The 19,881-nt window shown below is 71.7% G+C and carries 22 protein-coding genes; 9 read left to right on the plus strand and 13 right to left on the minus strand.

The genetic code is table 11. From position 1 onward, the window contains the following. Positions 1–48 precede the first annotated feature (48 nt). On the plus strand, positions 49–888 hold the full coding sequence (locus VNM44_RS03715; protein WP_349258005.1) for a tyrosine-type recombinase/integrase: 840 nt from the start codon (positions 49–51) through the stop codon (positions 886–888). A gap of 49 nt (positions 889–937) precedes the next feature. Continuing rightward, positions 938–1,852, plus strand: coding sequence for a tyrosine recombinase XerC (locus VNM44_RS03720; RefSeq protein ID WP_325622760.1), 915 nt, complete (start codon positions 938–940; stop codon positions 1,850–1,852). A gap of 33 nt (positions 1,853–1,885) precedes the next feature. Here the strand turns inward: VNM44_RS03720 and VNM44_RS03725 are convergent, their stop codons facing one another. The 4 genes from VNM44_RS03725 to VNM44_RS03740 are packed head-to-tail and all read right to left on the minus strand — an operon-like array spanning position 1,886 to position 5,006. Further along, positions 1,886–2,908 carry a 5-(carboxyamino)imidazole ribonucleotide synthase gene (locus VNM44_RS03725; RefSeq protein WP_325622762.1) on the minus strand — a complete coding sequence of 341 codons (1,023 nt, stop codon included), beginning with the start codon at positions 2,906–2,908 and terminating at the stop codon, positions 1,886–1,888. 5 nt (positions 2,909–2,913) lie between these two features. Then, positions 2,914–3,378: a 5-(carboxyamino)imidazole ribonucleotide mutase gene (purE, locus tag VNM44_RS03730; protein WP_349258007.1), complete on the minus strand. Its 465-nt coding sequence runs from the start codon at positions 3,376–3,378 to the stop codon at positions 2,914–2,916. Positions 3,379–3,414: 36 nt separating this feature from the next. Further along, positions 3,415–3,915, minus strand: a complete 501-nt coding sequence (locus VNM44_RS03735) for a HEAT repeat domain-containing protein (RefSeq protein WP_325622766.1) — start codon at positions 3,913–3,915, stop codon at positions 3,415–3,417. An 8-nt stretch (positions 3,916–3,923) separates the two neighbouring features. Beyond that, the gene (locus VNM44_RS03740; RefSeq protein WP_325622768.1) at positions 3,924–5,006 is read right to left on the minus strand and encodes a citrate synthase 2; all 1,083 of its coding nucleotides are present in this window, start codon (positions 5,004–5,006) and stop codon (positions 3,924–3,926) included. Positions 5,007–5,089: 83 nt separating this feature from the next. Here VNM44_RS03740 and VNM44_RS03745 point away from each other — a divergent pair, with 83 nt between their 5' ends. From VNM44_RS03745 to VNM44_RS03765, 5 genes are all read left to right on the plus strand, one after another. Then, complete coding sequence (locus VNM44_RS03745; RefSeq protein ID WP_325622772.1) at positions 5,090–6,169, plus strand: isocitrate/isopropylmalate dehydrogenase family protein; 1,080 nt, start codon at positions 5,090–5,092, stop codon at positions 6,167–6,169. A gap of 32 nt (positions 6,170–6,201) precedes the next feature. Beyond that, positions 6,202–7,137, plus strand: coding sequence for a malate dehydrogenase (mdh, locus tag VNM44_RS03750; protein ID WP_325622774.1), 936 nt, complete (start codon positions 6,202–6,204; stop codon positions 7,135–7,137). Between the two features lie 63 nt (positions 7,138–7,200). After that, entirely contained in the window at positions 7,201–7,947 is a 747-nt protein-coding gene (locus VNM44_RS03755) for an SDR family oxidoreductase (protein ID WP_325622776.1), read from the plus strand. Further along, a complete protein-coding gene (locus tag VNM44_RS03760) occupies positions 7,944–8,954 on the plus strand; it encodes a PDZ domain-containing protein (RefSeq protein WP_325622778.1) in 1,011 nt (336 codons plus the stop codon). The genes VNM44_RS03755 and VNM44_RS03760 overlap by 4 nt, the downstream gene beginning before the upstream one ends. A gap of 337 nt (positions 8,955–9,291) precedes the next feature. Continuing rightward, complete coding sequence (locus tag VNM44_RS03765) at positions 9,292–9,555, plus strand: LapA family protein (protein WP_325622780.1); 264 nt, start codon at positions 9,292–9,294, stop codon at positions 9,553–9,555. Between the two features lie 6 nt (positions 9,556–9,561). Here VNM44_RS03765 and VNM44_RS03770 read toward each other — a convergent pair whose 3' ends face one another. Next, a complete protein-coding gene (locus VNM44_RS03770; protein WP_325622782.1) occupies positions 9,562–10,644 on the minus strand; it encodes a PLP-dependent aminotransferase family protein in 1,083 nt (360 codons plus the stop codon). Positions 10,645–10,860: 216 nt separating this feature from the next. Here VNM44_RS03770 and VNM44_RS03775 point away from each other — a divergent pair, with 216 nt between their 5' ends. Beyond that, a complete protein-coding gene (locus VNM44_RS03775) occupies positions 10,861–12,054 on the plus strand; it encodes a DEAD/DEAH box helicase (RefSeq protein WP_325622784.1) in 1,194 nt (397 codons plus the stop codon). A gap of 15 nt (positions 12,055–12,069) precedes the next feature. On the opposite strand, the gene VNM44_RS03780 is transcribed toward VNM44_RS03775, so the two are convergent. Genes VNM44_RS03780 through sucC form a run of 6 tightly spaced genes read right to left on the minus strand, consistent with a single transcriptional unit; the run spans position 12,070 to position 16,263 of the window. Beyond that, entirely contained in the window at positions 12,070–12,411 is a 342-nt protein-coding gene (locus tag VNM44_RS03780; protein WP_325622786.1) for a cupin domain-containing protein, read from the minus strand. Between the two features lie 10 nt (positions 12,412–12,421). Continuing rightward, positions 12,422–12,826: a potassium channel family protein gene (locus VNM44_RS03785; protein WP_325622788.1), complete on the minus strand. Its 405-nt coding sequence runs from the start codon at positions 12,824–12,826 to the stop codon at positions 12,422–12,424. 48 nt (positions 12,827–12,874) lie between these two features. Next, positions 12,875–13,591 carry a hypothetical protein gene (locus tag VNM44_RS03790; RefSeq protein ID WP_325622790.1) on the minus strand — a complete coding sequence of 239 codons (717 nt, stop codon included), beginning with the start codon at positions 13,589–13,591 and terminating at the stop codon, positions 12,875–12,877. Positions 13,592–13,610: 19 nt separating this feature from the next. Continuing rightward, the gene (sucD, locus tag VNM44_RS03795) at positions 13,611–14,480 is read right to left on the minus strand and encodes a succinate--CoA ligase subunit alpha (protein ID WP_325622792.1); all 870 of its coding nucleotides are present in this window, start codon (positions 14,478–14,480) and stop codon (positions 13,611–13,613) included. Continuing rightward, on the minus strand, positions 14,480–15,124 hold the full coding sequence (locus VNM44_RS03800) for a class I SAM-dependent methyltransferase (RefSeq protein WP_325622794.1): 645 nt from the start codon (positions 15,122–15,124) through the stop codon (positions 14,480–14,482). The genes sucD and VNM44_RS03800 overlap by 1 nt, the downstream gene beginning before the upstream one ends. Next, a complete protein-coding gene (sucC, locus tag VNM44_RS03805; RefSeq protein ID WP_325622796.1) occupies positions 15,121–16,263 on the minus strand; it encodes an ADP-forming succinate--CoA ligase subunit beta in 1,143 nt (380 codons plus the stop codon). Before sucC ends, VNM44_RS03800 begins: the two co-directional genes overlap by 4 nt. Positions 16,264–16,349: 86 nt before the next feature. Here sucC and VNM44_RS03810 point away from each other — a divergent pair, with 86 nt between their 5' ends. After that, positions 16,350–16,916 (plus strand): hypothetical protein, encoded by a 567-nt coding sequence (locus VNM44_RS03810; RefSeq protein ID WP_325622798.1) that lies wholly within the window; start codon positions 16,350–16,352, stop codon positions 16,914–16,916. 2 nt (positions 16,917–16,918) lie between these two features. Here VNM44_RS03810 and VNM44_RS03815 read toward each other — a convergent pair whose 3' ends face one another. Both VNM44_RS03815 and VNM44_RS03820 read right to left on the minus strand, forming a co-directional pair. Then, positions 16,919–18,082: an SAM-dependent methyltransferase gene (locus VNM44_RS03815; protein WP_325622801.1), complete on the minus strand. Its 1,164-nt coding sequence runs from the start codon at positions 18,080–18,082 to the stop codon at positions 16,919–16,921. Then, positions 18,079–19,866 (minus strand): acetyl-CoA carboxylase biotin carboxylase subunit, encoded by a 1,788-nt coding sequence (locus VNM44_RS03820; protein WP_325622803.1) that lies wholly within the window; start codon positions 19,864–19,866, stop codon positions 18,079–18,081. Before VNM44_RS03820 ends, VNM44_RS03815 begins: the two co-directional genes overlap by 4 nt. Between the last annotated feature and the right edge of the window lie 15 nt (positions 19,867–19,881).

Below are 19,881 nucleotides of genomic sequence, written 5' to 3' on the forward strand. Positions count from 1 at the left end.
AGGGGTGGCCTGGGCAGGCGTGGCCGGGACGGGCGAGAAACGGTAGTCGTGGACACGAACATCGCGGTCGAGCGGTTTCTCTCGAGCCCCGCGCTGTCGGACGCGACGCGACGCGCCTACGCCGCCGATCTGCGCGACTTCTCGACCTGGCTGCGCGGCGAAGGGCTCGAGCTCGACGACCTCGACGTCCGGACGCTCGCGGCGTACACGGCGGAGCTCGGTCGTGCGCGTCGCGGGCTCGCACCGACGACGATCGCACGCCGTCTCTCCGCCGTTCGCTCGCTCGCTCGGCATGCCCTCGGGCCGGCTCGCGTACCCGACGCGGCGCTCGCGCCGCGGCGTCCGCGGAGGCTGCCCGAGACACCTGCGCTGTCGGAGGTGGAGTCGGCGGTCGACGCGGCGGCGGGGCGCGACGGCGGCCCGCTGGCGTTACGCAACGCGGCGCTGCTCGAGCTCGTCTACTCCTGTGGCCTGCGATCGGCGGAGGCAGTCGGCCTCGACCTCGGAGACGTCGACCTGGATCGTGAGCACCTCCACGTCCGGGGCAAGGGGAACAAGGAACGGCTCGTGCCTGTCGGCGAGGAGGCGGCCTGGCTGCTCGCGCGGTGGCTGCGCGACGGCAGGCCGCAGCTCGCCCGTGGTGCGTGCGACGCCCTCTTCGTCTCCGTGCGCGGGAACCGGCTCGACACGAGCGTCCTCCGTCGGCTGCTTCCCAATCCGCACCGCCTCCGCCACGCGTACGCGACGCACCTCCTCGAAGGCGGCGCCGACCTCCGCACGATCCAGGAGCTCCTCGGGCACGCGTCGCTCTCGACGACGCAGATCTACAGCCACGTCGACGCGCGGCGGTTGCGGCGCGTGTACGACCACGCGCACCCGCGTTCGTAGCGCGGCGCGCAGGAGGGAGCGCGGCGCCGCCGAATCGGGTCCCGCCGCGATGAGCGACCTGACCGACCCCGACGTCGAGAGCTTCCTGCTCCTCCTCGCGGCCCGCCGCTCGCCGCGCACGGTCGACGCGTACCGTCGCGACCTGGCCGCCTTCGCGGCGACGATCGACGGGCGCATCGGCGAGACGACGACCGACGAGATCGAAGCGTGGCTCGCCGCGATGCGCGCGGACGGTCGCGCTCCCGCCACGATCGCGCGCCGCCTCGCCGCCGTGCGAGCCTACTTGCGCCACCTCACGCTGATGGGAACGCGCTCCGACAACCCGGCGGCCTCGATCGCCGGACCGCGAAGAGCGCGAACGGTCCCGCGGACGCTCTCGCCGGCCGAGGCCGAGCGCCTCGTCGAGACCGCCGGCGGAACGTCGCCGCGTGCGATGCGCGACCGGGCGCTCGTCGAGCTGCTCTACGGCGCCGGCCTCCGCGTCTCCGAGGCGATCGGGCTCGTCAAGGCCTCGGTCGACCTCGACCAGCGCATCGTCAGAGTCGTCGGGAAGGGCAGCAAGGAGCGCCTCGTCCCCCTCGGGCGGCCGGCAGCCGACGCCGTGCGGCGGTACATGGCGCTCGGACGGCCGCACCTCGACCGTCGGCATCGCCCCGATCTCTTCCTCAACGCGCGTGGCGGCGCACTGACCCGGGCGGGAGCGTTCCTGATCCTCCGCCGCCTGGCCGACCGCGCAGGCCTCGAGCCGGGCCGCGTGCATCCGCATCTCCTCCGCCACTCGTTCGCGACCCACCTGCTCGAAGGTGGCGCCGACCTCCGGAGCGTCCAGGAGATGCTCGGCCACGCCGACGTCGGAACGACCGAGCGCTACACGCACGTCTCCGACCGGCACCGCCGCGAGGCGTACTTCCGCGCGCACCCGCACGCCCGACGCCGAGGCGAACGAACGCCGGACGCCCGTTAGGAAGGCGGGACCCGGGAGTGCCGGGGCGCGGTTCTAGCCTCGCCCCCCTTCTTCGGAGGCCAGAGCGACTGCGCGCGCGACCGTCTCCTCGTCGGGATCGACAAGGGTGACGTGGCCGATCTTCCGGCCTGGGCGCGGGGCCTTGCCGTAGAGGTGCAGATGCGCTCGGGGCAACTCCAGCAGCTCCTCGACGGGCGGGATGCCGCCGATCACGTTGACCATCACCGACGGCGCTCGCAGGGCCGTCGATCCGAGAGGGAGACCGAGAATCGCCCGCAGATGATTCTCGAACTGGCTCGTCTCCGCGCCGTCGATCGTCCAGTGGGCCGTGTTGTGGACGCGTGGCGCAAACTCGTTCGCGAGCAGTCGCCCGCCGGCCTCGAACAGCTCGACGGCGATCACACCGACGTACCCGAGCGCATCCAGCAGCCGGGTGCAGATCCTCTCGGCCTCGACCTGCGGCGCATCGCGCGCCGGCGCCCGCGTCACGCGGAGGATGCCCTCACGGTGCACGTTTTCGCCGACCGGCCAGAAGCGCGTCTCGCCGTCGCGCGCGCGCACGCCGACGATCGAGAGCTCCCGGTCGAAGGCGACGAGCTCCTCGGCGAGCTCGCCGTCTTCGAGCGGCTCGTCCCGATCGACCCGCCGTTGTCCCTTCCCGTCGTACCCGAGGCGGCGCGTCTTCACGAGCGCGGGCAGGCCGGTCTCCTCCAGCCTCCCGAACCTTGCGGTCGGAATCCCCAGCGAGCGGAACAGCTCCTTCTCGGACAAGCGGTCCTGGCCGTGCTCCAGGGCACGCGGTCCCGGGACTGCTCCCACGCCTGCGGCAGCCTCCACGGGGACGTTCTCGAACTCGTACGTCACGACCGCCGCGCCGACGGCCAACCGGTCGAGCGCGTCGCGGTCGTCGTAGGGCGCGACGACGAGCTCGCCCACCTCACGCGCACAGGCGTCGGGGGACGGGTCGAGGAACCGAAACGAGAGGCCGAGGGGAAGGCCCGCGAGCCCGAGCATGCGCCCGAGCTGCCCGCCCCCGATGCAGGCAACGAGTGTCATCCCGGCTACGCCGCCGGGTCGGGACTGTCCAGGACCGCCTGCGTCTGGGCCACTCGGAAACGCCGCAGTCGCTCGGCGAGTGCCGTGTCCGAGCCCGCGAGGATCGCAGCGGCGAGCAGCGCCGCGTTGACCGCGCCCGCGCGACCGATCGCGAGCGTCCCCACCGGGATTCCGGCCGGCATCTGGACGATCGAGAGCAGCGAGTCCATGCCCGAGAGCGCTTTGGACTCGACCGGAACCCCGAGCACCGGCAGCGCCGTCTTCGACGCGGCCATCCCGGGCAGGTGGGCCGCGCCTCCCGCGCCCGCGATCAAGACCCTGAGGCCGCGTCCCTCGGCCGAGGCCGCGTACTCGAAGAGCATGTCCGGGGTCCGGTGCGCCGAGACGACGCGTTGCTCGAACGGCACGCCGAGCTCCTCGAGCGTCTCGGCGGCGTGCCGCATGGTCTCCCAGTCGGAGCGCGAGCCCATGATCACCCCGACGAGCGGCGACGCCACGAGCGGAGGCTACTTCGTCCTGGACTTCTTGAGCAGCGCTGCCGCGACGACGCGCGCGGCCTCGCGGACGTCGCGGTCCTGATCGTCGTCCTGTGCGATCCCCTCGAGGAGCTGGATCGTCCCGCGGTCGGGTGTCCCGTTGCGAAGACAGGCGATCGCCAGCCGGCGGACCGCGGCGTTCGGATCGCGCATCGCGAGCTCGTTGAGGAGCGGCCGGTACGTGTTCACGTCGCCAGGGTGGTCGGAGGACAGCGTCGTCAGCGCGATCAGCGCCGACCCGCGCGCCGCCGCGCTCTCGTCCTCGAGCCCTCGACGAAGAAGCTCCAGCTTTTGCCGGAAGCGGAACTGGCCGACCGCCCTGAACGCCTGGCCACGGACGCGGTAGTCGGAGTTGCGCGCAGCCGCCTCGAGCTCGTCGTCCCACTGCGCGCGCAGGGATGCGAGCTCCTGCTCGCTGCCCGGCGTGCGGGCGAGCTCCTCGGCGCGGGCTGCGGCTTCGGCCAGCTCCACGACGCGACCTAGACCGCCGAGAACGATCGGGCGGCCGGGCCGACGTACCGGGCCGACGGCCGCACGAGCCGGCCGAGGCGCTTCTGCTCGAGGATGTGGGCCGACCAGCCGGCCGTCCGCGAGCACGCGAACATCGCGGGCGCGAGTTGCGGCGGGACGTCCGCCACGTCGAGCACCACGGCCGACCAGAACTCGACGTTCGTCGCAAGCACCCGATCCGGCTTCCGCGCGTGCAACTCCGCGAGCGCGACCTGCTCGAGCTCCTCGGCCACCTCGAACCGCGGCGAGCCGAGCTCCTGCGCGGTCCGGCGCAGCAGCCGCGCGCGTGGATCCTCGGCGCGGTAGACGCGGTGTCCGAAGCCCATCAGTCGGTCGCCTCGGTCGAGCAGATCGTTGACGAAGCCCTCGACGGACGGCGCGGCGGCCGCGCCGTCGAGCATCGGCAGCACCCGCGCCGGCGCGCCGCCGTGCAGCGGCCCCGAGAGGGCCCCGACGGCGGACGAGAGCGCGGCAGCGCAATCGGCGCCCGTCGACGCGACGATCCGTGCCGTGAAGGTGGAGGCGTTGAGCCCGTGCTCCGCGGTGCAGATCCAGTATGTGTCGATCGCGGTGACGTCCTTGGGGTCCGCCTCGCCCCGCCACTCGAGCAGGAACCGCTCGGCGGTGGTCTCCCCCTGCGCGACGACCGCGGGGTCGACGCGGTCGGCGTGACCGTCGGCCAGCCTGGCGGACTGCGCGCAGACCGAGATCATCGTCGCGGAGAGACGCCGGAGGTCCTCGCGGGCCTCGTCGTCGGAGATGTCGATCAGCTGCCCGAGGCCCCACTCCCCGCCGAGCCGCGCGGTGACGGTCTGCAGGTCGGACGGGGTGCGGCCGGTGAGGTCGCGAGCGGCGTAGTCCTCGGAGGGCGGTAGCCCCGGTTCGGGCGACTCGTCCACCAGCAGCCCCCACACCTGCTCGAACGGCACGGAGCCGACGAGCTCCTCGATGTCGACCCCGCGATAGCGGAGCGCGCCGCCGTCGCGGTCCGGCTCGGCGATCTCCGTCTCGAAGGCGACGACGCCCTCGAGGCCAGGCTTGAAGTCGGTCATCGGGCTCCCTTCCCCTCCGTCGGCTCGAACGCGGACGGTACCCGATCGGTCATCCGGGGCAGTGTCACTATCCTCACGCGTCGATGGCGTACGACGTGACACTCGTGCCGGGCGACGGGACCGGCCCGGAGCTCACCGAAGCGACCCGCCGGGTGCTCGAGGCGACCGGCGTCACGTTCGCCTGGGACGTCCGCGAGGCGGGGGTCGACGTGATGGAGACGGCCGGGACGCCCCTGCCGCCCGAGACGCTCGAGTCGATCAAGCGCAACGGCGTGGCGCTGAAGGGCCCGATCACGACGCCCATCGGCACGGGCTTCCGCTCGGTCAACGTCGCGTTGCGCCACGAGCTCGGCCTTTATGCATGCGTCAGGCCGTGCAAGACCTACCCGGGCGTGCGCTCGCGCTACGAGGACGTGGACGTCGTGATCATCCGCGAGAACACGGAGGATCTCTACGCGGGCATCGAGTTCGAGTCCGGCACCGACGACGCGCATGCGGTGATCGACTTCCTGAACGCGCGCCAGCCCAAGCAGATCAGGGCGAGCTCCGGAATCTCGATCAAGCCGCTCAGCCCCGAGGGCTCCGAGCGGATCATCCGCTTCGGCTTCGAGTACGCGAAGGCGAACGGACGCCGCCGCGTCTCGTGCATCACGAAGGCGAACATCATGAAGCACACGGACGGGCTCTTCCTCGCCGTGTTCCGCGAGGTCGCGAAGGACTACCCGGAGATCGAGGCGTGGGAGACCCTGGTCGACGCGCTCTGCATGGGCCTCGTCCAGCGCCCGGAGGAATTCGACGTGCTCGTGCTGCCGAACCTCTACGGCGACATCATCAGCGACCTCACCGCCGGCCTCGTCGGCGGACTCGGCGTCGCGCCCGGCGCGAACATCGGCGCCAACGCCGCCGTCTTCGAGGCGACGCACGGCTCGGCGCCGAAGTACACCGGCCAGAACAAGGTCAACCCGACGGCGATGATCCTCTCGGGAAAGCTGATGCTCGAGCACCTCGGCGAGCGCGATGCCGCCGCGAGGCTCGAGGCCGCCGTCGCGGCCGTGATCGCCGAGGGGAAGAGCGTGACCTACGACCTCAAGCCGACGCGCGACGACCCGTCCGCCGTCGGCACGTCCGAGTACGCGGACGCCATCATCGCGCGGCTCGCCTGACGCGGGCCCGCGCCTAGCCCAAGGGAGAGACCGTGACTGGCAGGAAGAAAGTGACCGTCGTCGGGGCGGGAAACGTCGGTGCGACGTGCGCGCTCGAGGTGGCACGCCGCGACTACGCGGACGTCGTCCTCGTCGACATCATCCCGAACTTCGCCGCAGGGAAAGCGCTCGACATGAACCAGATGGCGTCGGTCACCGGCTATGAGCCGGCGATCGTCGGCAGCGAGCGCTACGACGAGACGAAGGGCTCGGACGTCGTCGTGATCACCGCCGGCAAGCCTCGCTCGCCGGGCATGAGCCGCGACGACCTCGTGACGACCAACGAGGCGATCGTCGCGTCCGTGACGAAGGAGGTCGCTCGGCGCTCGCCGAAGGCCGTGATCGTCGTCGTCTCGAACCCGCTCGACGCGATGTGCCACGTCGCGCAGGCCGTCTCCGGGTTTCCCAAGGAGCGGGTCGTCGGCATGGCGGGCATCCTCGACACCGCTCGCTTCTCCGCCTTCATCGCCTGGGAGACCGGTTCGTCGGTCAAGGACGTGCAGGCGATGGTGCTCGGCGGCCACGGCGACCAGATGGTCCCCGTCGTCTCCGCGACGACCGTCGGAGGCGTGCCGCTCGAGCAGCTCACGACCAGGGGGAAGATCTCGAAGATGGTCGAGCGGACACGGAAGGGCGGCGGCGAGCTCGTCTCGCTGCTCGGCACCTCGGCCTGGTACGCACCCGGCGCCGCGGCCGCGCAGATGGTGGACGCGATCTGCCTCGACCAGAAGCGCGTCCTCCCCTGCACCGCGCTGCTCGAGGGCGAGTACTCGGTCGACGGGCTCTACATGGGAGTTCCCGTGCGGCTCGGCGCGGGCGGCGTGGAGGAGATCGTGAAGCTCAAGCTGAGCGCGCAGGAGAAGAAGATGGTGCGGGAGTCGGCGGCCGCCGTCCGCGAGGTCGTCGGCGTCCTGACGACGACCTCGTAGCCGCCGTCCGGCGCCGCGGCGCTTCACCGGCGCTGAACACCTGCAGGGGTACCCTTCGCCGCGATGGAGCTCGGACTTGCCGGACGCACGGCGATCGTGTGCGGCGCCTCGTCCGGCATGGGCCTCGCGGTCGCGGAGGCGCTCGCCGCGGAGGGCGCCAACGTCGCGATGTTCGCGCGGCGGCGCGAGCTCCTCGAGCGGGAGGCCGAGCGGCTCGGCGCGCTCGCCGTCCAGGGAGACCTCACCATTCCCCAGCACCTCGAACGGCTCGCGCAGGCGACGGTCGGCGCGTTCGGCGGCGTCGACATCCTCGTCCTGAACGGCGGCGGACCTCCGGCTGGCGCGGCGGCCACGCTCACCGCGGCGTCCGTCGAGGAGGCGGTCGCGCTGCTCCTGACGTCGCACGTCACGCTCGTCGGGCACTGCCTCCCCCACCTCCGCGCGAGCGGTCGCGGGCGCATCCTCGCGATCGAGTCCTCGTCCGTGCGCGAGCCGCTCGCGAACCTCGCGCTCTCGAACGCCGTGCGGCCCGGCGTCGTGGGGTGGCTCAAGACGCTGGCCCGTGAGCTCGGCCCAGACGGCATCACCGTCAACACCATCGCTCCCGGGCGCATCGACACCGACCGCCTGCGGGCGGTGTACGGCGACGAGGGGCCGCCCGCCGCGGATCTCGAGCAAGTCCCGCTCCGGCGCCTCGGGACGGCGGCCGAGATCGCCGCGGTCGTCGCGTTCCTCGCCTCCGATCGGGCGGGCTACGTGACGGGCGCGGTCGTGCCCGTCGACGGCGGCCTCACGCGCGGCCTGCTGTGAGAGGCTCGGCACCCCGCTGGCTCGCGCTCTCCGGCGCGGCCCTCCTCGCGGTCGTGGTGCTCCTCGCGGCGACGCTGCCGGCCGACGACTACCTCTACGTCCCGAACGGCGCACATCCGGTCGCGACCAACGTCGCCGTGGAGGGAAAGAAGGATCCCGGAGGGCCTGGCGGCATCTACTACGTCGACGTCACGGTCCGCAAGGTCCGCTGGCTCGAACGCCTCCTGCCGTTTCTGCGTCCCGACGGGGCGTCACTCGTGCCGGCAGACGTGGTCACCGCGCCGGGCGAGAGCTTCCGCGACCGGATCGCGGAGGCTCGCGTGGAGATGAACCGCTCCGAGCAGGTCGCCGCGGCGGTGGCGCTCCGGGCCGGCGGCCTCGACGTCACGACGAGGCCGCTCGGCGTGCTCGTGGAGGCCGTCGCAGTCGACGTGCCCGCCGCGAAGGTGCTCGAAAGCGGCGACGTGATCGTCCGGGCGGCCGGAAGGCAGACGCTGACCGTGAGCGAGCTCCGCCGGGCGACCGGAACGCTGCGGCCGGGGGACGAGCTCGTGCTCCGCCTGCGGCGCGACGGGAAGACGCTCGACCGCACCGTGGCCACCGTCCGCGCGCCCGACGAAGCCGGCAAGGCGATCATCGGGATCCGCGTGGCGCAGGACGCGAAGATCCGGCTTCCGGTGAAGGTCGACATCGATCTCGGGAACGTCGGCGGGCCGTCTGCCGGTCTTCCGTTCGCACTCCAGATCTACAAGGAGCTCGGGAACGACGTCGACGGCGGCAACCGCGTGGCGGCGACCGGGGAGATCGAGCTCGACGGCAACGTCGGGTCGGTCGGCGGGATCAAGCAGAAGACGTACGGCGTCCGCTCGTCCGGAGCGGACGTGTTCCTCGTCCCGGCTGGGGAAAACGCGGCGACGGCGCGCCGGTATGCAGGGGGCTTGCGGATCGTCCCTGTGGAGAGTTTTGAACAGGCGTTGCACGCACTGGAAACGCTCCCCCAGAAATAGACCCTTTGCAGGCATTTCGTCAGGAAGGGCGACACCCGCAAAATGCGGTGTTTTCTGCCCCGGAGGGGGTTGCGGAGACTGCCGGACAGCGCCACAATCCCCGCTGTCCAGCAGGGTCAAGGGCAAGGGGAACAGAGGGGACATGAGCAAGCGAGCTATCGCGACGTGCGAGGACTGCTACTTCCGCAAAGAGGGTCTGTGCGCTCTCCCGGGTAACAGCCCGTGCCCCACCTTCCGCGCCGCCACGGCTCACCTGACACCGCCGGTGCAGCCGCGCCTGATCCTCCGCGCGCCCCTTCCGCAGGTCGCGCACGCCGCAGGCGCATAAGATCGCCGCGTGAGCAGCGCGCCACTCCCGCCTGGGGACGACGACCGATCCCGGACCGACTCCCGGGAGATCCCGTGGAAGCTGGTGCTCTGGGTCGCGATCGCCGTCTACGCGCTCGCCTTCCTCCTGCTGAACGACGACAAGCAGTCGGTCGACTTCGTCTTCTTCACCGTGAACACGCGGCTCCCCTGGCTGATCCTGCTCAGCATGGCGCTGGGTGCGGCGCTCGCGATCATCGGCCCGCGCTGGTGGCGCAGCCGACGCCGAGGCTGAGGACGCTCAGAGCAGGCGCGCGAGGATGCGGACGCCCTCGGCGATCCGCTCGGGCGGCTCGTAAGAGAACGCGAGCCGCGCGGAGCTCGTTCCGCCGGATCCTGCGGGGAAGAAGTCCGCCCCGCGGACGAACGTGACCCCGGCCTCCGTCGCGCGGGCGAGGAGGTCGCCCGCATCGACGCTCTTGCCGAAGTCGACCCAGAGGAAATAGCCGCCCCGGGGCCGATTCCAGGTCGCCCGCCCGACGAGCTCGTCGTGGAGCGCGGCGAGCATCGCGTCGCGCTGGGCGCCGAGGATGCCGCGGATCCGGTCGAGGTTCGGTCGGAAGCCGTTTCGCTCGAAGAGCTCGTGCACGATCGCCTGCGTGAGGAGCGGCGGCGAGATGTACGTCGAGACGGCGCGCTCGTCGAACGCCGGGACGAGCGCCTCGGGCACGACGAACCAGCCGACGCGGAGCCCCGGCGCGACGGTCTTCGAGAAGGACGACGTGAACGTCACGCGCTCGCCCCCCTCGAGCGCGTGGAGGCGTGGCGGCGCGGACCCCTCGTAGCGCACGAGGCCGTACGGGTCGTCCTCGAGCACGTCGAGGTCGTGGGCGCGCGAGAGCTCGGTGATCCGGAGCCGGCGACGCTCACCCAGCGTGCGGCCGCTCGGGTTCTGGAACGTGGGAATGGTGTACAGGAACGAGATCTCCCCGCCCTTCTCGAGCTCCGCCTCGAGAGCATCGGGCACGAGCCCCTCCTCGTCCATCGGCAGCGCGACGACGTCGACGCCCTGCCAGCGGAGAAGCTTGAGCGGCCGGTCGTACGTCGGGCCCTCGACGAGCACCCGGCCCGGCCGCCGGGCGAGCTGCACGGCGGAGTAGAAGACGAAGCCCTGGAGGCCGCCGGTCGTCAGGAAGATGCGCGCCGGGTCGACGTCGTGCCGGCGGGCGAGCACCTCCCGGAGCGGGCCGTACCCACCGCCCGTCCCGTAGGAGAGGATCGTCTTGCCGTCCCGCTCGAGGGCGACGCGCGCGCAGTCGGAGAGGAGCTCCGGATCGAGGCAGGCCGGGGACGGAGCGCCGCGCGCGAACGAGATCGGAGCCACGCGCCGAGCCTACCGGCGGGGCGTGACGGGCAGGCCTCCGCGTCCGTCTCGGACTTCGGCTTCGTGCCTTGCACGGGATCGGGCGGCGACCGACCCGGCTGCTACCTTTCGGGAACGGTCGGCACGACGTCGGCCCGTGAGATCCGCTTCGTTCGACTCCTTGTGGGCTCGAGTGTGGTAGGTCTCGAGCCAGATTCACGACAACACAGGAGTCACATGTCGCAGGACACATTCGCTGCGCTCGGCGTGAGCGCAGAACTGACCGCGGTGCTCGAAGCGCGCGGCATCGACAGCCCGTTTCAGATCCAGACGCGGGCCATCCCGCCCGCGCTCGCGGGCACGGACCTCCTCGCGAAGTCGCCGACGGGCTCGGGCAAGACCCTCGCCTTCGCGATCCCTCTCGTCGAGCGCGCACCGCACGACGACGCACGTCCAGCCGCGCTCGTGCTCGTCCCGACGCGCGAGCTCGCCGTCCAGGTGACCGAGGAGATCCAGACGCTCGCGACCGCCCGTGACCTCAGCGTGGCAACCGTGTACGGCGGTGTCGCGCTCCGCCAGCAGGCGAACGTCGCGCGTTTCGCGGACATCATCGTGGCCACGCCCGGCCGCCTCCAGGACCTGCTCGACCGACGGCTGATCACGCTCGACGCCGTGGAGATCCTCGTCCTCGACGAGGCCGACCGGATGCTCGACATGGGCTTCAAGCCACAGGTCGACCGAATCGTGAAACGGCTGCCGCGCGACCGCCAGACGATGTTCTTCTCGGCGACGCTCGACGGCGAGGTCGGGGAGCTGGCAAGCGCCTACACGCAGTCGCCGGTCCGGATCGAGGCCGAGCTCCCGAGCGAGCACGCACCCGGCGACATCGAGCACCGGTTCGTCCCGGTCACGGCCGACACGAAGGTCTCGACGCTGGTCGAGCTGCTCCACGCCGAGCGCGGGCTCGCGCTCGTGTTCGTGCGCACCAAGCGCGGCGCCGACCGGCTCGCGCGCAAGCTCGCACAGCAGGGCGTGAAGGCCCTCGCGATGCACGGCGACCTGACCCAGGGGCAGCGCCAGCGCGCGCTCGAGCGCTTCGACTCCGGCAACGTCACGACCCTGATCGCGACGGACGTCGCGGCTCGAGGGCTCGACCTCGACGACGTGACGCACGTGATCAACTTCGACCCCCCGGAGGACGGGAAGTCGTACACCCACCGGGTGGGTCGCACGGGCCGCGCCGGCCGGTCGGGCACGGGCGTGACGCTCGTCCTGCCGGAGCAGCAGGCAGACATGAGTCGCGTCGCGCGACTCAACGGGCAGCACGAGACGTTCGTCTCGACCGGGATGAAGACGGCCGCCCCCAAGCTCATCTACTCGTCGCGCCGGCGCGGCGCGTGGGGCTCGACCAGGCCGCGCCGGAAGATCTGACCCTTCCGGGAGGAGTCAGGCGAAGAACGTGTCGTCGTGCGCGTACGGCGGTGCGCACATGCACAGGATCCGAACGCCGTCCGGGCCCGCGATCAGCTCGTGCCGTGCGCCGGGTGGGATGAGGACTGCGTCGCCTTCACGCACGTCGCGCACGACCCCGTCGACCTCGAGCACACCGCCCCCCTCGGTCACGAGGTAGATCTCCTCGGCCCGTGCGTGGTAGTGGCGCTGCGTGGCCTGCCCCGGCTCCAGCTGCGCCTCGGCGAGCGACTGCGCCCGGGTGTGATGGAGCTCGCGGATCGTCGACCCGTCCTTGGTCGTGAACGGCTCGGCGTCGGCGAGCGAGCGCAGCTCCACGGGCGCGATCCTACGTGTCTGCCCTGGCGGCGAGGGCCTGCTCGATGCGCTCGAGGCGGGCCATGAGCTCGGCCCGCAGCTCCGCGTCGTGCGCGCGCTGCTGGGCCTGGGCGCGCGAGACGAAGACCGACACGACGAGCGACGTCGTGATCGGGATCGCGCTCACGCCGGCGACCATCAGGAAGGACGCGATCACCCGTCCGCTGGTGCTCGTCGGTATCACGTCGCCGTAGCCGACTGTCGTCACGGTGACGATCGCCCACCAGAGGGCGTCGGCGAAGTCGCCCATCGCCGGATCGACGAGCCGCTCGAGGACTGCAGCGACGAAGGCGAGGCTCAACGCAACGAGCGCCACCATGCGCACCGCGCGGAAGATCGTCAGCCGCTCGATCGCACGCTGAACTCGCTCCTCCATCCGCGGGCGCACAGATGCGTGTTCGCCCGACGGGCGCCGCTCCCTGCGTCAGTCGACGATGCGGACGGATTCGCCCACGAGCTCCCAGACGCTCACCGCGGTCACGACGACCAACGCCGCCGGGACTGCGATGCGGCCGACACGTCCTGCGAGCCCGTCGAGGCGCGCTCTGCGCAGGACGAGCGCGCCGGCTGCAACGAGCGCCGCGAAGACGAGCGCGAACGTCCCTGCCACTGCGGCGACGCCGAGCGCGACGCTCTGCCGCCGGTCCGACCAGGGCTCTACCCGGCTCCAGCGCTCGACGAGCACGACGACGAGGGCGGCCGCGGCGCCGGGCAGGAAGACGAAGAGCGCTACGGCGAGGGCGGCTGGCTCCAGGAACGTGAAGTCGACGCCGTCCTCGTGGACGACGTTCGCGCCGCCGAGCGCGGCCGCAAAGACGGACCAGAGCGGCAGCCGGAGCCGCGGCCGGATCGCGCCGCGGAACGCGGCGTAGAGCACGCCGTTGATCCCGCCGAGCATCGCCATCGCGAGCACGAGTTGGACGGTGTCGAAGGTGACGACGCCGATCTCGAAGCCGTCGTCAGAGGTCATGCCGAGCACGTCGTCGGACGACGTGAGCCGCAGGAGCAGCATCGCGAGCCGTCCGCCGATGCCACCGACCACGCCTCCCGCAATCGCGCCCGCCGCGGCTCCGACGAGCACCCACCATATGACGCTTCGCAGGTCCTCCGCGAAGGTCTCGGAGCGCCTCGCGCGGGTCACGACGTCCACACGGTCGCAGTCAGCGGCCGAGTTCGGCCGCGAGCTGAGCGGTCTCGGTCGGCGTCGTACCCACACGGATGCCGCGCGCCTCGAGCGCCTTCTTCTTCCCCTCGGCCGTTCCCGAGGAGCCGGAGATGATCGCCCCCGCATGCCCCATCGTCTTGCCCGGTGGCGCCGTGAAGCCGGCGATGTAGGCAACGACGGGCTTCGTCATCTCCGCCTCGATGAAGTCCGCGGCCTTCTCCTCCTCGTCGCCGCCGATCTCGCCGACCATGACGACGTACTTCGTCTCGGAGTCGGCCTCGAAGAGCGTCAGCACGTCGATGAACGACGACCCGACGATCGGGTCACCGCCGATCCCGACGATGGTGGAGTTGCCGAGACCCATCTGCGTGAGCTCGTGGCCGATCTGGTACGTCAGCGTGCCGGAGCGGGAGACGAGGCCGATGTCGCCGGGCGCGAAGATCTCCGCGGGGATGATCCCGACGTTCGCCTTGCCCGGCGAGAGGGCGCCCGGGCAGTTCGGCCCCAGCATCCGGACCCCCTTCGACCGGATGTACGCGTGGATGCGCAGCATCTCGTGTGCCGGGACGCCTTCCGTGATCGTGACGACGGTGTGGACGCCGGCGTCGACCGCCTCGTAGATCGCGTCGGCGGCAAACGGGGCCGGGACGAAGATCATCGTGGTGTTCGCGCCGTGCTCCGCAACGGCCTCGGCCACCGTGTTCAGAACGGGAACGCCGTCGACGTCCTGACCGCCCTTTCCGGGTGTGACTCCGGCGACGAGCTGCGTCCCGTACTCGCGGTTCCGGAGGCCGTGGAAGCGGCCCTCGGAGCCGGTCAGCCCCTGGACGACGAGGCGCGTGTCGTCGTCGACGAAGATCGCCACTAGTACCCCTTCGCCGCGCGGATCGCGATCTTGTCGAGCGTCAGCCGCCCTTCGGCGACCCGGTCGCCGAGCAGGTCCTCCACGAGCTGCGCCTCCTCGCCCTCACAGCCCGTGCGCGCGAGCCAGGCGGCGAAGTCGAACGTGTGAGCCGAGAGGCGAACGTCGCCGATCTCGAGGCCGGCGTCCTCGACGAGCCCGCGCCACTCGGCCTCGGTGTAGTTCCGCACGTGCGAGGGGTCGCGTCGGCGCTCGGCCTCCTCGACCTCGTCGCCCATGAAGACGGTGTCGACGAGGAGCACGCGGTCCCGGCTCACCCGGGCCATCTCGCGGACGGCGGCTGCGGGGTCGGCGAAGTGGTGCGCGGCGGTCCTGCAGGCGACGACGTCGAACGCGCCGTCGGCGAAGGGCAGCGACTCGGCTCTCGAGACGACGTCCGGGCGCATTCCCGGTGCGGGATCCGACGTGACGACCTCGATCCCCGCCTCGCGCAGTCGGCGGGCGACGTGACCGCCGCCGGTCGCCACGTCGAGCGCCGTCCGCGCGCCGGCCGCCCAGGCGACGAGCTGGTCGAGGTCCTCGCCCTCGCGGTGCGCGTCGGACTCCACGTAGGCGTCGGCGCGGCCACTCCAGATGTCGCTCGTCATGCGGCCAGCTCCACGGCCAGCTTCGCCGCCTCGAGCATCGTCGGCGAGACGCGGAGGTTCGCGGGCGCGGCCTCGGCGAGGATCTGCCGGCCTTCCTCGGCATTCGTGCCGTCGAGCCGGACGACGATCGGCAGCTCGAGGGACATTTCGCCGAGCGCCTGGAGGATCCCGCGCGCGACCTCGTCGCAGCGCGTGATGCCGCCGAAGATGTTGAAGAAGATCGCCTTCACCTGCGGGTCCTGCGTGATCACCGAAAGAGCGTCGACGACCCCCTGTGCGTCGCCGCCGCCGCCGAGGTCGCAGAAGTTTGCGGGGCGGCCGCCCGCGAAGGTGACGACGTCGACCGTCGACATCGTCAGCCCCGCGCCGTTGCCGAGCACGCCCACGTCGCCGTCGAGCCGCACGTACGTCACGTGCTTCTTGCGCGCGAGCGCCTCGAGCGGGTCGGCGGCCTCGAGGTCGCGCATCTCCGCGACGTCGGGGTGGCGGAAGAGCGCGTTGTCGTCGACCGTGAACTTCGAGTCGAGCGCCTTGACCTCCCCTTCGGGGGTGACGATGAGCGGGTTGATCTCGCACAGCATCGCGTCGAAGCCGACGAACGCCTCGTGGAGCTTCCCGACGATCGCCGCGATCTGCTTCTGCTCGGAGGGGTCGCTCACCCCGGCGCCGTAGACGAGCCGCCTGGCTTGCCAGGGATGGAATCCCTCCAGCGGGTCGACGCGGAGCTGGACGAGCGCGTCCGGGCTCTCCGCGGCCACCTGCTCGATGTCGACGCCGCCCTCGGTCGTGAACATGTAGAGCGCCTGCTTCGCGCCGCGATCGAACGTCAGGGAGAGGTAGTACTCCTTCGCGATGTCCGAGGCGCGCTCGATCCACAGCTTGCGGACGACGTGGCCGCGGATGTCGAGCCCGAGGATCTCCTTCGCCCGTTCCTCCGCCTCGTGGGCGTTCGCCGCGAGCTTGATCCCGCCGGCCTTCCCGCGTCCTCCGGTGAGCACCTGGGCCTTGACCACGACCGGCCCACCGAGCACCTCGGCGGCCTGGCGAGCCTCGCCCGGAGTCGTTGCGAGACGGCCCTCCGAGACGGGGATCCCGACCCTCCGGAAGAGCTCTTTGCCCTGGTACTCGTAGAGGTCCACGCCGCGCGGCAGGCTATCGAAGACGCCCCACCGGACGGAGGCGCCACCGTGCGTGGGTCGCGGCGGCCTGTGCGAGCATGACGCCGATGCAGCGTCCCGCCGCCGTCCTGGTCGCGCTCGGCACGCTCCTGCTCGCCTCCGGCTGCGGCTCGTCGGGCACGGCGCCTCCGCCGGCCGTCGCCGCGCCGCCGCAGGCCGAGGAGCTGGCCTGGAACGAGCGAACCCCGGAGACGGGCCCCGGCCTCGTCTTCCGCGTGCACCGCTTCGCCGTGACCGAGCACGGCTGGGAGGCGGACGTCGAGGTCGAGAACCGGTCGGAGATCCCGTGGATCCTCGGCGAGGATCCCGTCGCGGTCTCCCAGTCGTTCGGGCTGATGCTGTTCGCGACGGGCGAGCTCGGGGAGGTCGAGCAGCGGAGCGACGCCTCGGACCTGCCCGGTCTCCGCCCGGCCCAGAAGTTCGTCCCGGCGCTTGCGCCGCGGCTCGCGCCCGACGCCTCGTGGCGCGGGACGATCTCGGCGCCCGGCAAGCTCGCTGCGAACCGCTACGTCCGCGTCGTCTTCGGCCCACTCGTCGCGGTGGGGAAGCCGCCGAAGGGGGTGCCCGCGCGGTTCGTGTGGATCACGGACCACACCTACCGGCTGCGCAGCTGACCTCAGCCTCCCGTCGGCACGAGGTCGCCGAGCAGCCGCTCGAGCGCGGGCTCGATCCCGAGCGCGTCTGCGAAAGCACGGTACTCGGCGGCGAGACGGTCGCGATCGCGGCCCGGGCGCTCGGTGCGCGTCGCGCGGAGGAGGACGTTCTTCGGCGTGTGCTCGAGGGGAACGAACTCGACGACCTGGACGTCGTAGCCCGCGAGCTCGAGCAGACGGGCGCGCGCCGCGTCGGTCACGTCGGCAACGAACCGCTCCTTGAGCGTGCCGTGGCGGAGCAGCGGCCGGAGCGTCTCGTTCTCCAGCTGCCCGAACAGCTCGTGCTGGCAGCACGGCACGGCGAGGATGACTTCGGCGCGGGCGCGGACGGCCCGATCGAGCGCGGCGTCGGTCGCGGTGTCGCAGGCGTGGAGGCTCACGACAAGGTCGACACCGACGAGGTCGGCCGCTGCGATGTCGCCCAGCTCGAAGCGCAGCCCGTCGGCGCGGAGACGGCGAGCCAGCGCCTCGCACTCCGAGACGACGTCCGCTTTCAGATCGAGGCCGAGGATGTCGACCTTCCGGCCGTGGACGCGGGTGAGCAGGTCGTGGAGCGCGAAGGTGAGGTACGCCCGCCCCGAGCCGAAATCGACAACACGGACGGGACCGTCGGGAAGCGCCGGGACGATGTCGTCGACGAGCTCGACGAAGCGGTTGACCTGCCGGAACTTCGACCGACGCTGGGCCCGGACACGGCCGTCCGGCGTCTGGACGCCGAGCTCGACCAGGAACGGCACCGGCTCCCCCTCCGGGAGCACGTGGCGCTTCACCCGGTCGTGCACGCCCGCCGCACGCGGCCGCGTCGGCGGCTTGCGCAGGATTCGTGGCTCGCCACGACCCGCGAGCACCTGCCAGTCGGCGTCCGGCGCGTGGAGGAGGGCCTGCCGGTAGTTCTTCCCGATCGACGCACGCAGCAGCCGTCCCAGAGCAGCATCGTCGAGGTTCTCGTCGGTCGTCCGCGACCCGTAATGACGACGCACCGCCCAGCGCTTGCCGCGCTTCAGTGTCACCGGCTGGACGGTGATGCGCGGCGGCTCGTCCGTGCCTGTTGCGCGCGGACGGCTCAGGGTCGCCCCGGTCAGCGTCGCGCCGCCCACGAGCAGCTCGACGAGGTCGTCGAGCGTCACTCCGCCGCGTCGGCCACGATGCAGATCAGCTGACCGAACGTCACTCCGGCTCCCGGCGCCACTGCGACCTCGCGGACGATCCCGATGCGGGGCGAGACGATCTCGTTCTCCATCTTCATCGCCTCGACGACGCAGAGCAGCTGGCCCGCCTCCACGGGATCCCCCTCCGTGACCGCGACGGCGAGGACAGTGCCCTGCATCGGGCTCGTCACCTCGCCGTCGTCGTCGCCGCCGCCGCGCCCGGAGGCGCCTCGCTCGCGCCGGCGGCGGGCGAGCTCGGCCCAGGGCGGCTCGGTGACGTGGAGACGCACGTCGTAGGAGCGCCCGTCCACCTCGACGCCGACGAGGCGAGCGACGGTCGGAACGGCTCCGTCCGCGCCCTGTGCGACACTAGTTGTCCGATGAGAGAACGACTCCTCCAGCTCCTGCGCTCGCTGCGCCAGCTGCTCGGACTCGACGATCCCCTCGCAGGTCGAGCCACTGACGAAGCACGGATGCTCGAGCAGCGCTCGATGGAACCCGATCAGCGTCGGCGGGCCCTCGATCCGGAACTCCTCGAGGGCCCGCAACATCCGCGCGATCGCGCGGTCGCGGTCGACGTCGTGGACGATCAGCTTGGCGATCATCGGGTCGTAGAGACCGCTCACCTCGTCGCCGACCTCGATGCCCGAGTCGACCCGGACGCCGGGCCCGGCGGGCTCCCGATACGCGGTGATCCGCCCTGGTGCCGGGAGGAACCCCTGCGCGACGTCCTCCGCGTTGATCCGACACTCGATCGCATGGCCGCGCAGCACGACGTCGTCCTGGCGGACGGAGAGCGGCTCGCCGGCGGCGATGAGGACCTGCTCGCGGACGAGGTCGAGGCCGGTCACGGCCTCCGTGACCGTGTGCTCCACCTGGATGCGCGTGTTCATCTCCATGAAGAAGTACTCGCCCTCCGGGGTGAGAAGGCCTTCGACGGTCCCCGCGGAGCGGTAGCCCGCGGCACGCGCGGCGTCGACCGCGATCCGCCCGATCCGCTCCCGCAGGTCGTCGTCGACGGCGGGCGAGGGCGTCTCCTCGACGAGCTTCTGGTGCCGGCGCTGGATCGTGCAGTCGCGCTCTCCGAGGTGGACGACGTTGTCGTGGGCGTCCGCCAGCACCTGGACCTCGACGTGCCGTGGATCCTCGATGTAGCGCTCGACGTACACGGCGGCGTCGGCGAAGTACTTCTCGCCCTGCCTCGTCGCAGCCTCGAAGGCGCGCTCGGCCTCGTCGGGCCCGGTGACGATCTCCATTCCCTTTCCGCCGCCCCCGGCAGCCGCTTTGATGATGAGCGGGTATCCGATCTCCTCGCCGAGCGAGACGACGTCCTTCGCCGAGGCGAGCGCCTCGACCGCGCCCGGGATGATGGGCACGCCTGCTGCCCGCATCGTCGAGCGGGCCGCCGTCTTGGAGCCCATCAGCTCGATCGCCGACGCCGGCGGGCCGATCCAGGTCAGGCCGGCCTCCTCCACCAGCCGCGCGAAGGCCGCGTTTTCGGCGAGGAACCCGTAGCCGGGATGGATCGCCTCCGCGCGCGCACGGAGCGCCGTTTCGACGAGCACGTCCGCGCGGAGGTAGCTCTCCGCCGCCGGGCCCGGCCCCACGAGGTACGCCTCGTCGGCGGCGCGCACGTGCGCGCGCCCCCGGTCGGCCTCCGAGAACACCGCGACGCACCCGATCCCGAGCTCGCGCAGCGTCCGGAACACCCGGATCGCGATCTCACCCCGGTTGGCCACGAGGACCTTCGAGAAGGGAGGCATACGGCGCGTATTCTC

Origin of the sequence: Gaiella sp. (genome assembly GCF_035558935.1) — a bacterium.
Lineage (GTDB): Bacteria > Actinomycetota > Thermoleophilia > Gaiellales > Gaiellaceae > Gaiella.

Excerpts from the sequence above, each read along its gene's own strand:
- VNM44_RS03720 (WP_325622760.1), top strand. The coding sequence starts at position 938 with ATGAGCGACCTGACCGACCCCGACGTCGAGAGCTTCCTGCTCCTCCTC.
- VNM44_RS03725 (WP_325622762.1), bottom strand. The coding sequence starts at position 2,908 with ATGACACTCGTTGCCTGCATCGGGGGCGGGCAGCTCGGGCGCATGCTC.
- purE (WP_349258007.1), bottom strand. The coding sequence starts at position 3,378 with ATGGGCTCGCGCTCCGACTGGGAGACCATGCGGCACGCCGCCGAGACG.
- VNM44_RS03740 (WP_325622768.1), bottom strand. The coding sequence starts at position 5,006 with ATGACCGACTTCAAGCCTGGCCTCGAGGGCGTCGTCGCCTTCGAGACG.
- VNM44_RS03745 (WP_325622772.1), top strand. The coding sequence starts at position 5,090 with ATGGCGTACGACGTGACACTCGTGCCGGGCGACGGGACCGGCCCGGAG.
- VNM44_RS03755 (WP_325622776.1), top strand. The coding sequence starts at position 7,201 with ATGGAGCTCGGACTTGCCGGACGCACGGCGATCGTGTGCGGCGCCTCG.
- VNM44_RS03775 (WP_325622784.1), top strand. The coding sequence starts at position 10,861 with ATGTCGCAGGACACATTCGCTGCGCTCGGCGTGAGCGCAGAACTGACC.
- VNM44_RS03785 (WP_325622788.1), bottom strand. The coding sequence starts at position 12,826 with ATGGAGGAGCGAGTTCAGCGTGCGATCGAGCGGCTGACGATCTTCCGC.
- VNM44_RS03800 (WP_325622794.1), bottom strand. The coding sequence starts at position 15,124 with ATGACGAGCGACATCTGGAGTGGCCGCGCCGACGCCTACGTGGAGTCC.
- VNM44_RS03810 (WP_325622798.1), top strand. The coding sequence starts at position 16,350 with ATGCAGCGTCCCGCCGCCGTCCTGGTCGCGCTCGGCACGCTCCTGCTC.
- VNM44_RS03820 (WP_325622803.1), bottom strand. The coding sequence starts at position 19,866 with ATGCCTCCCTTCTCGAAGGTCCTCGTGGCCAACCGGGGTGAGATCGCG.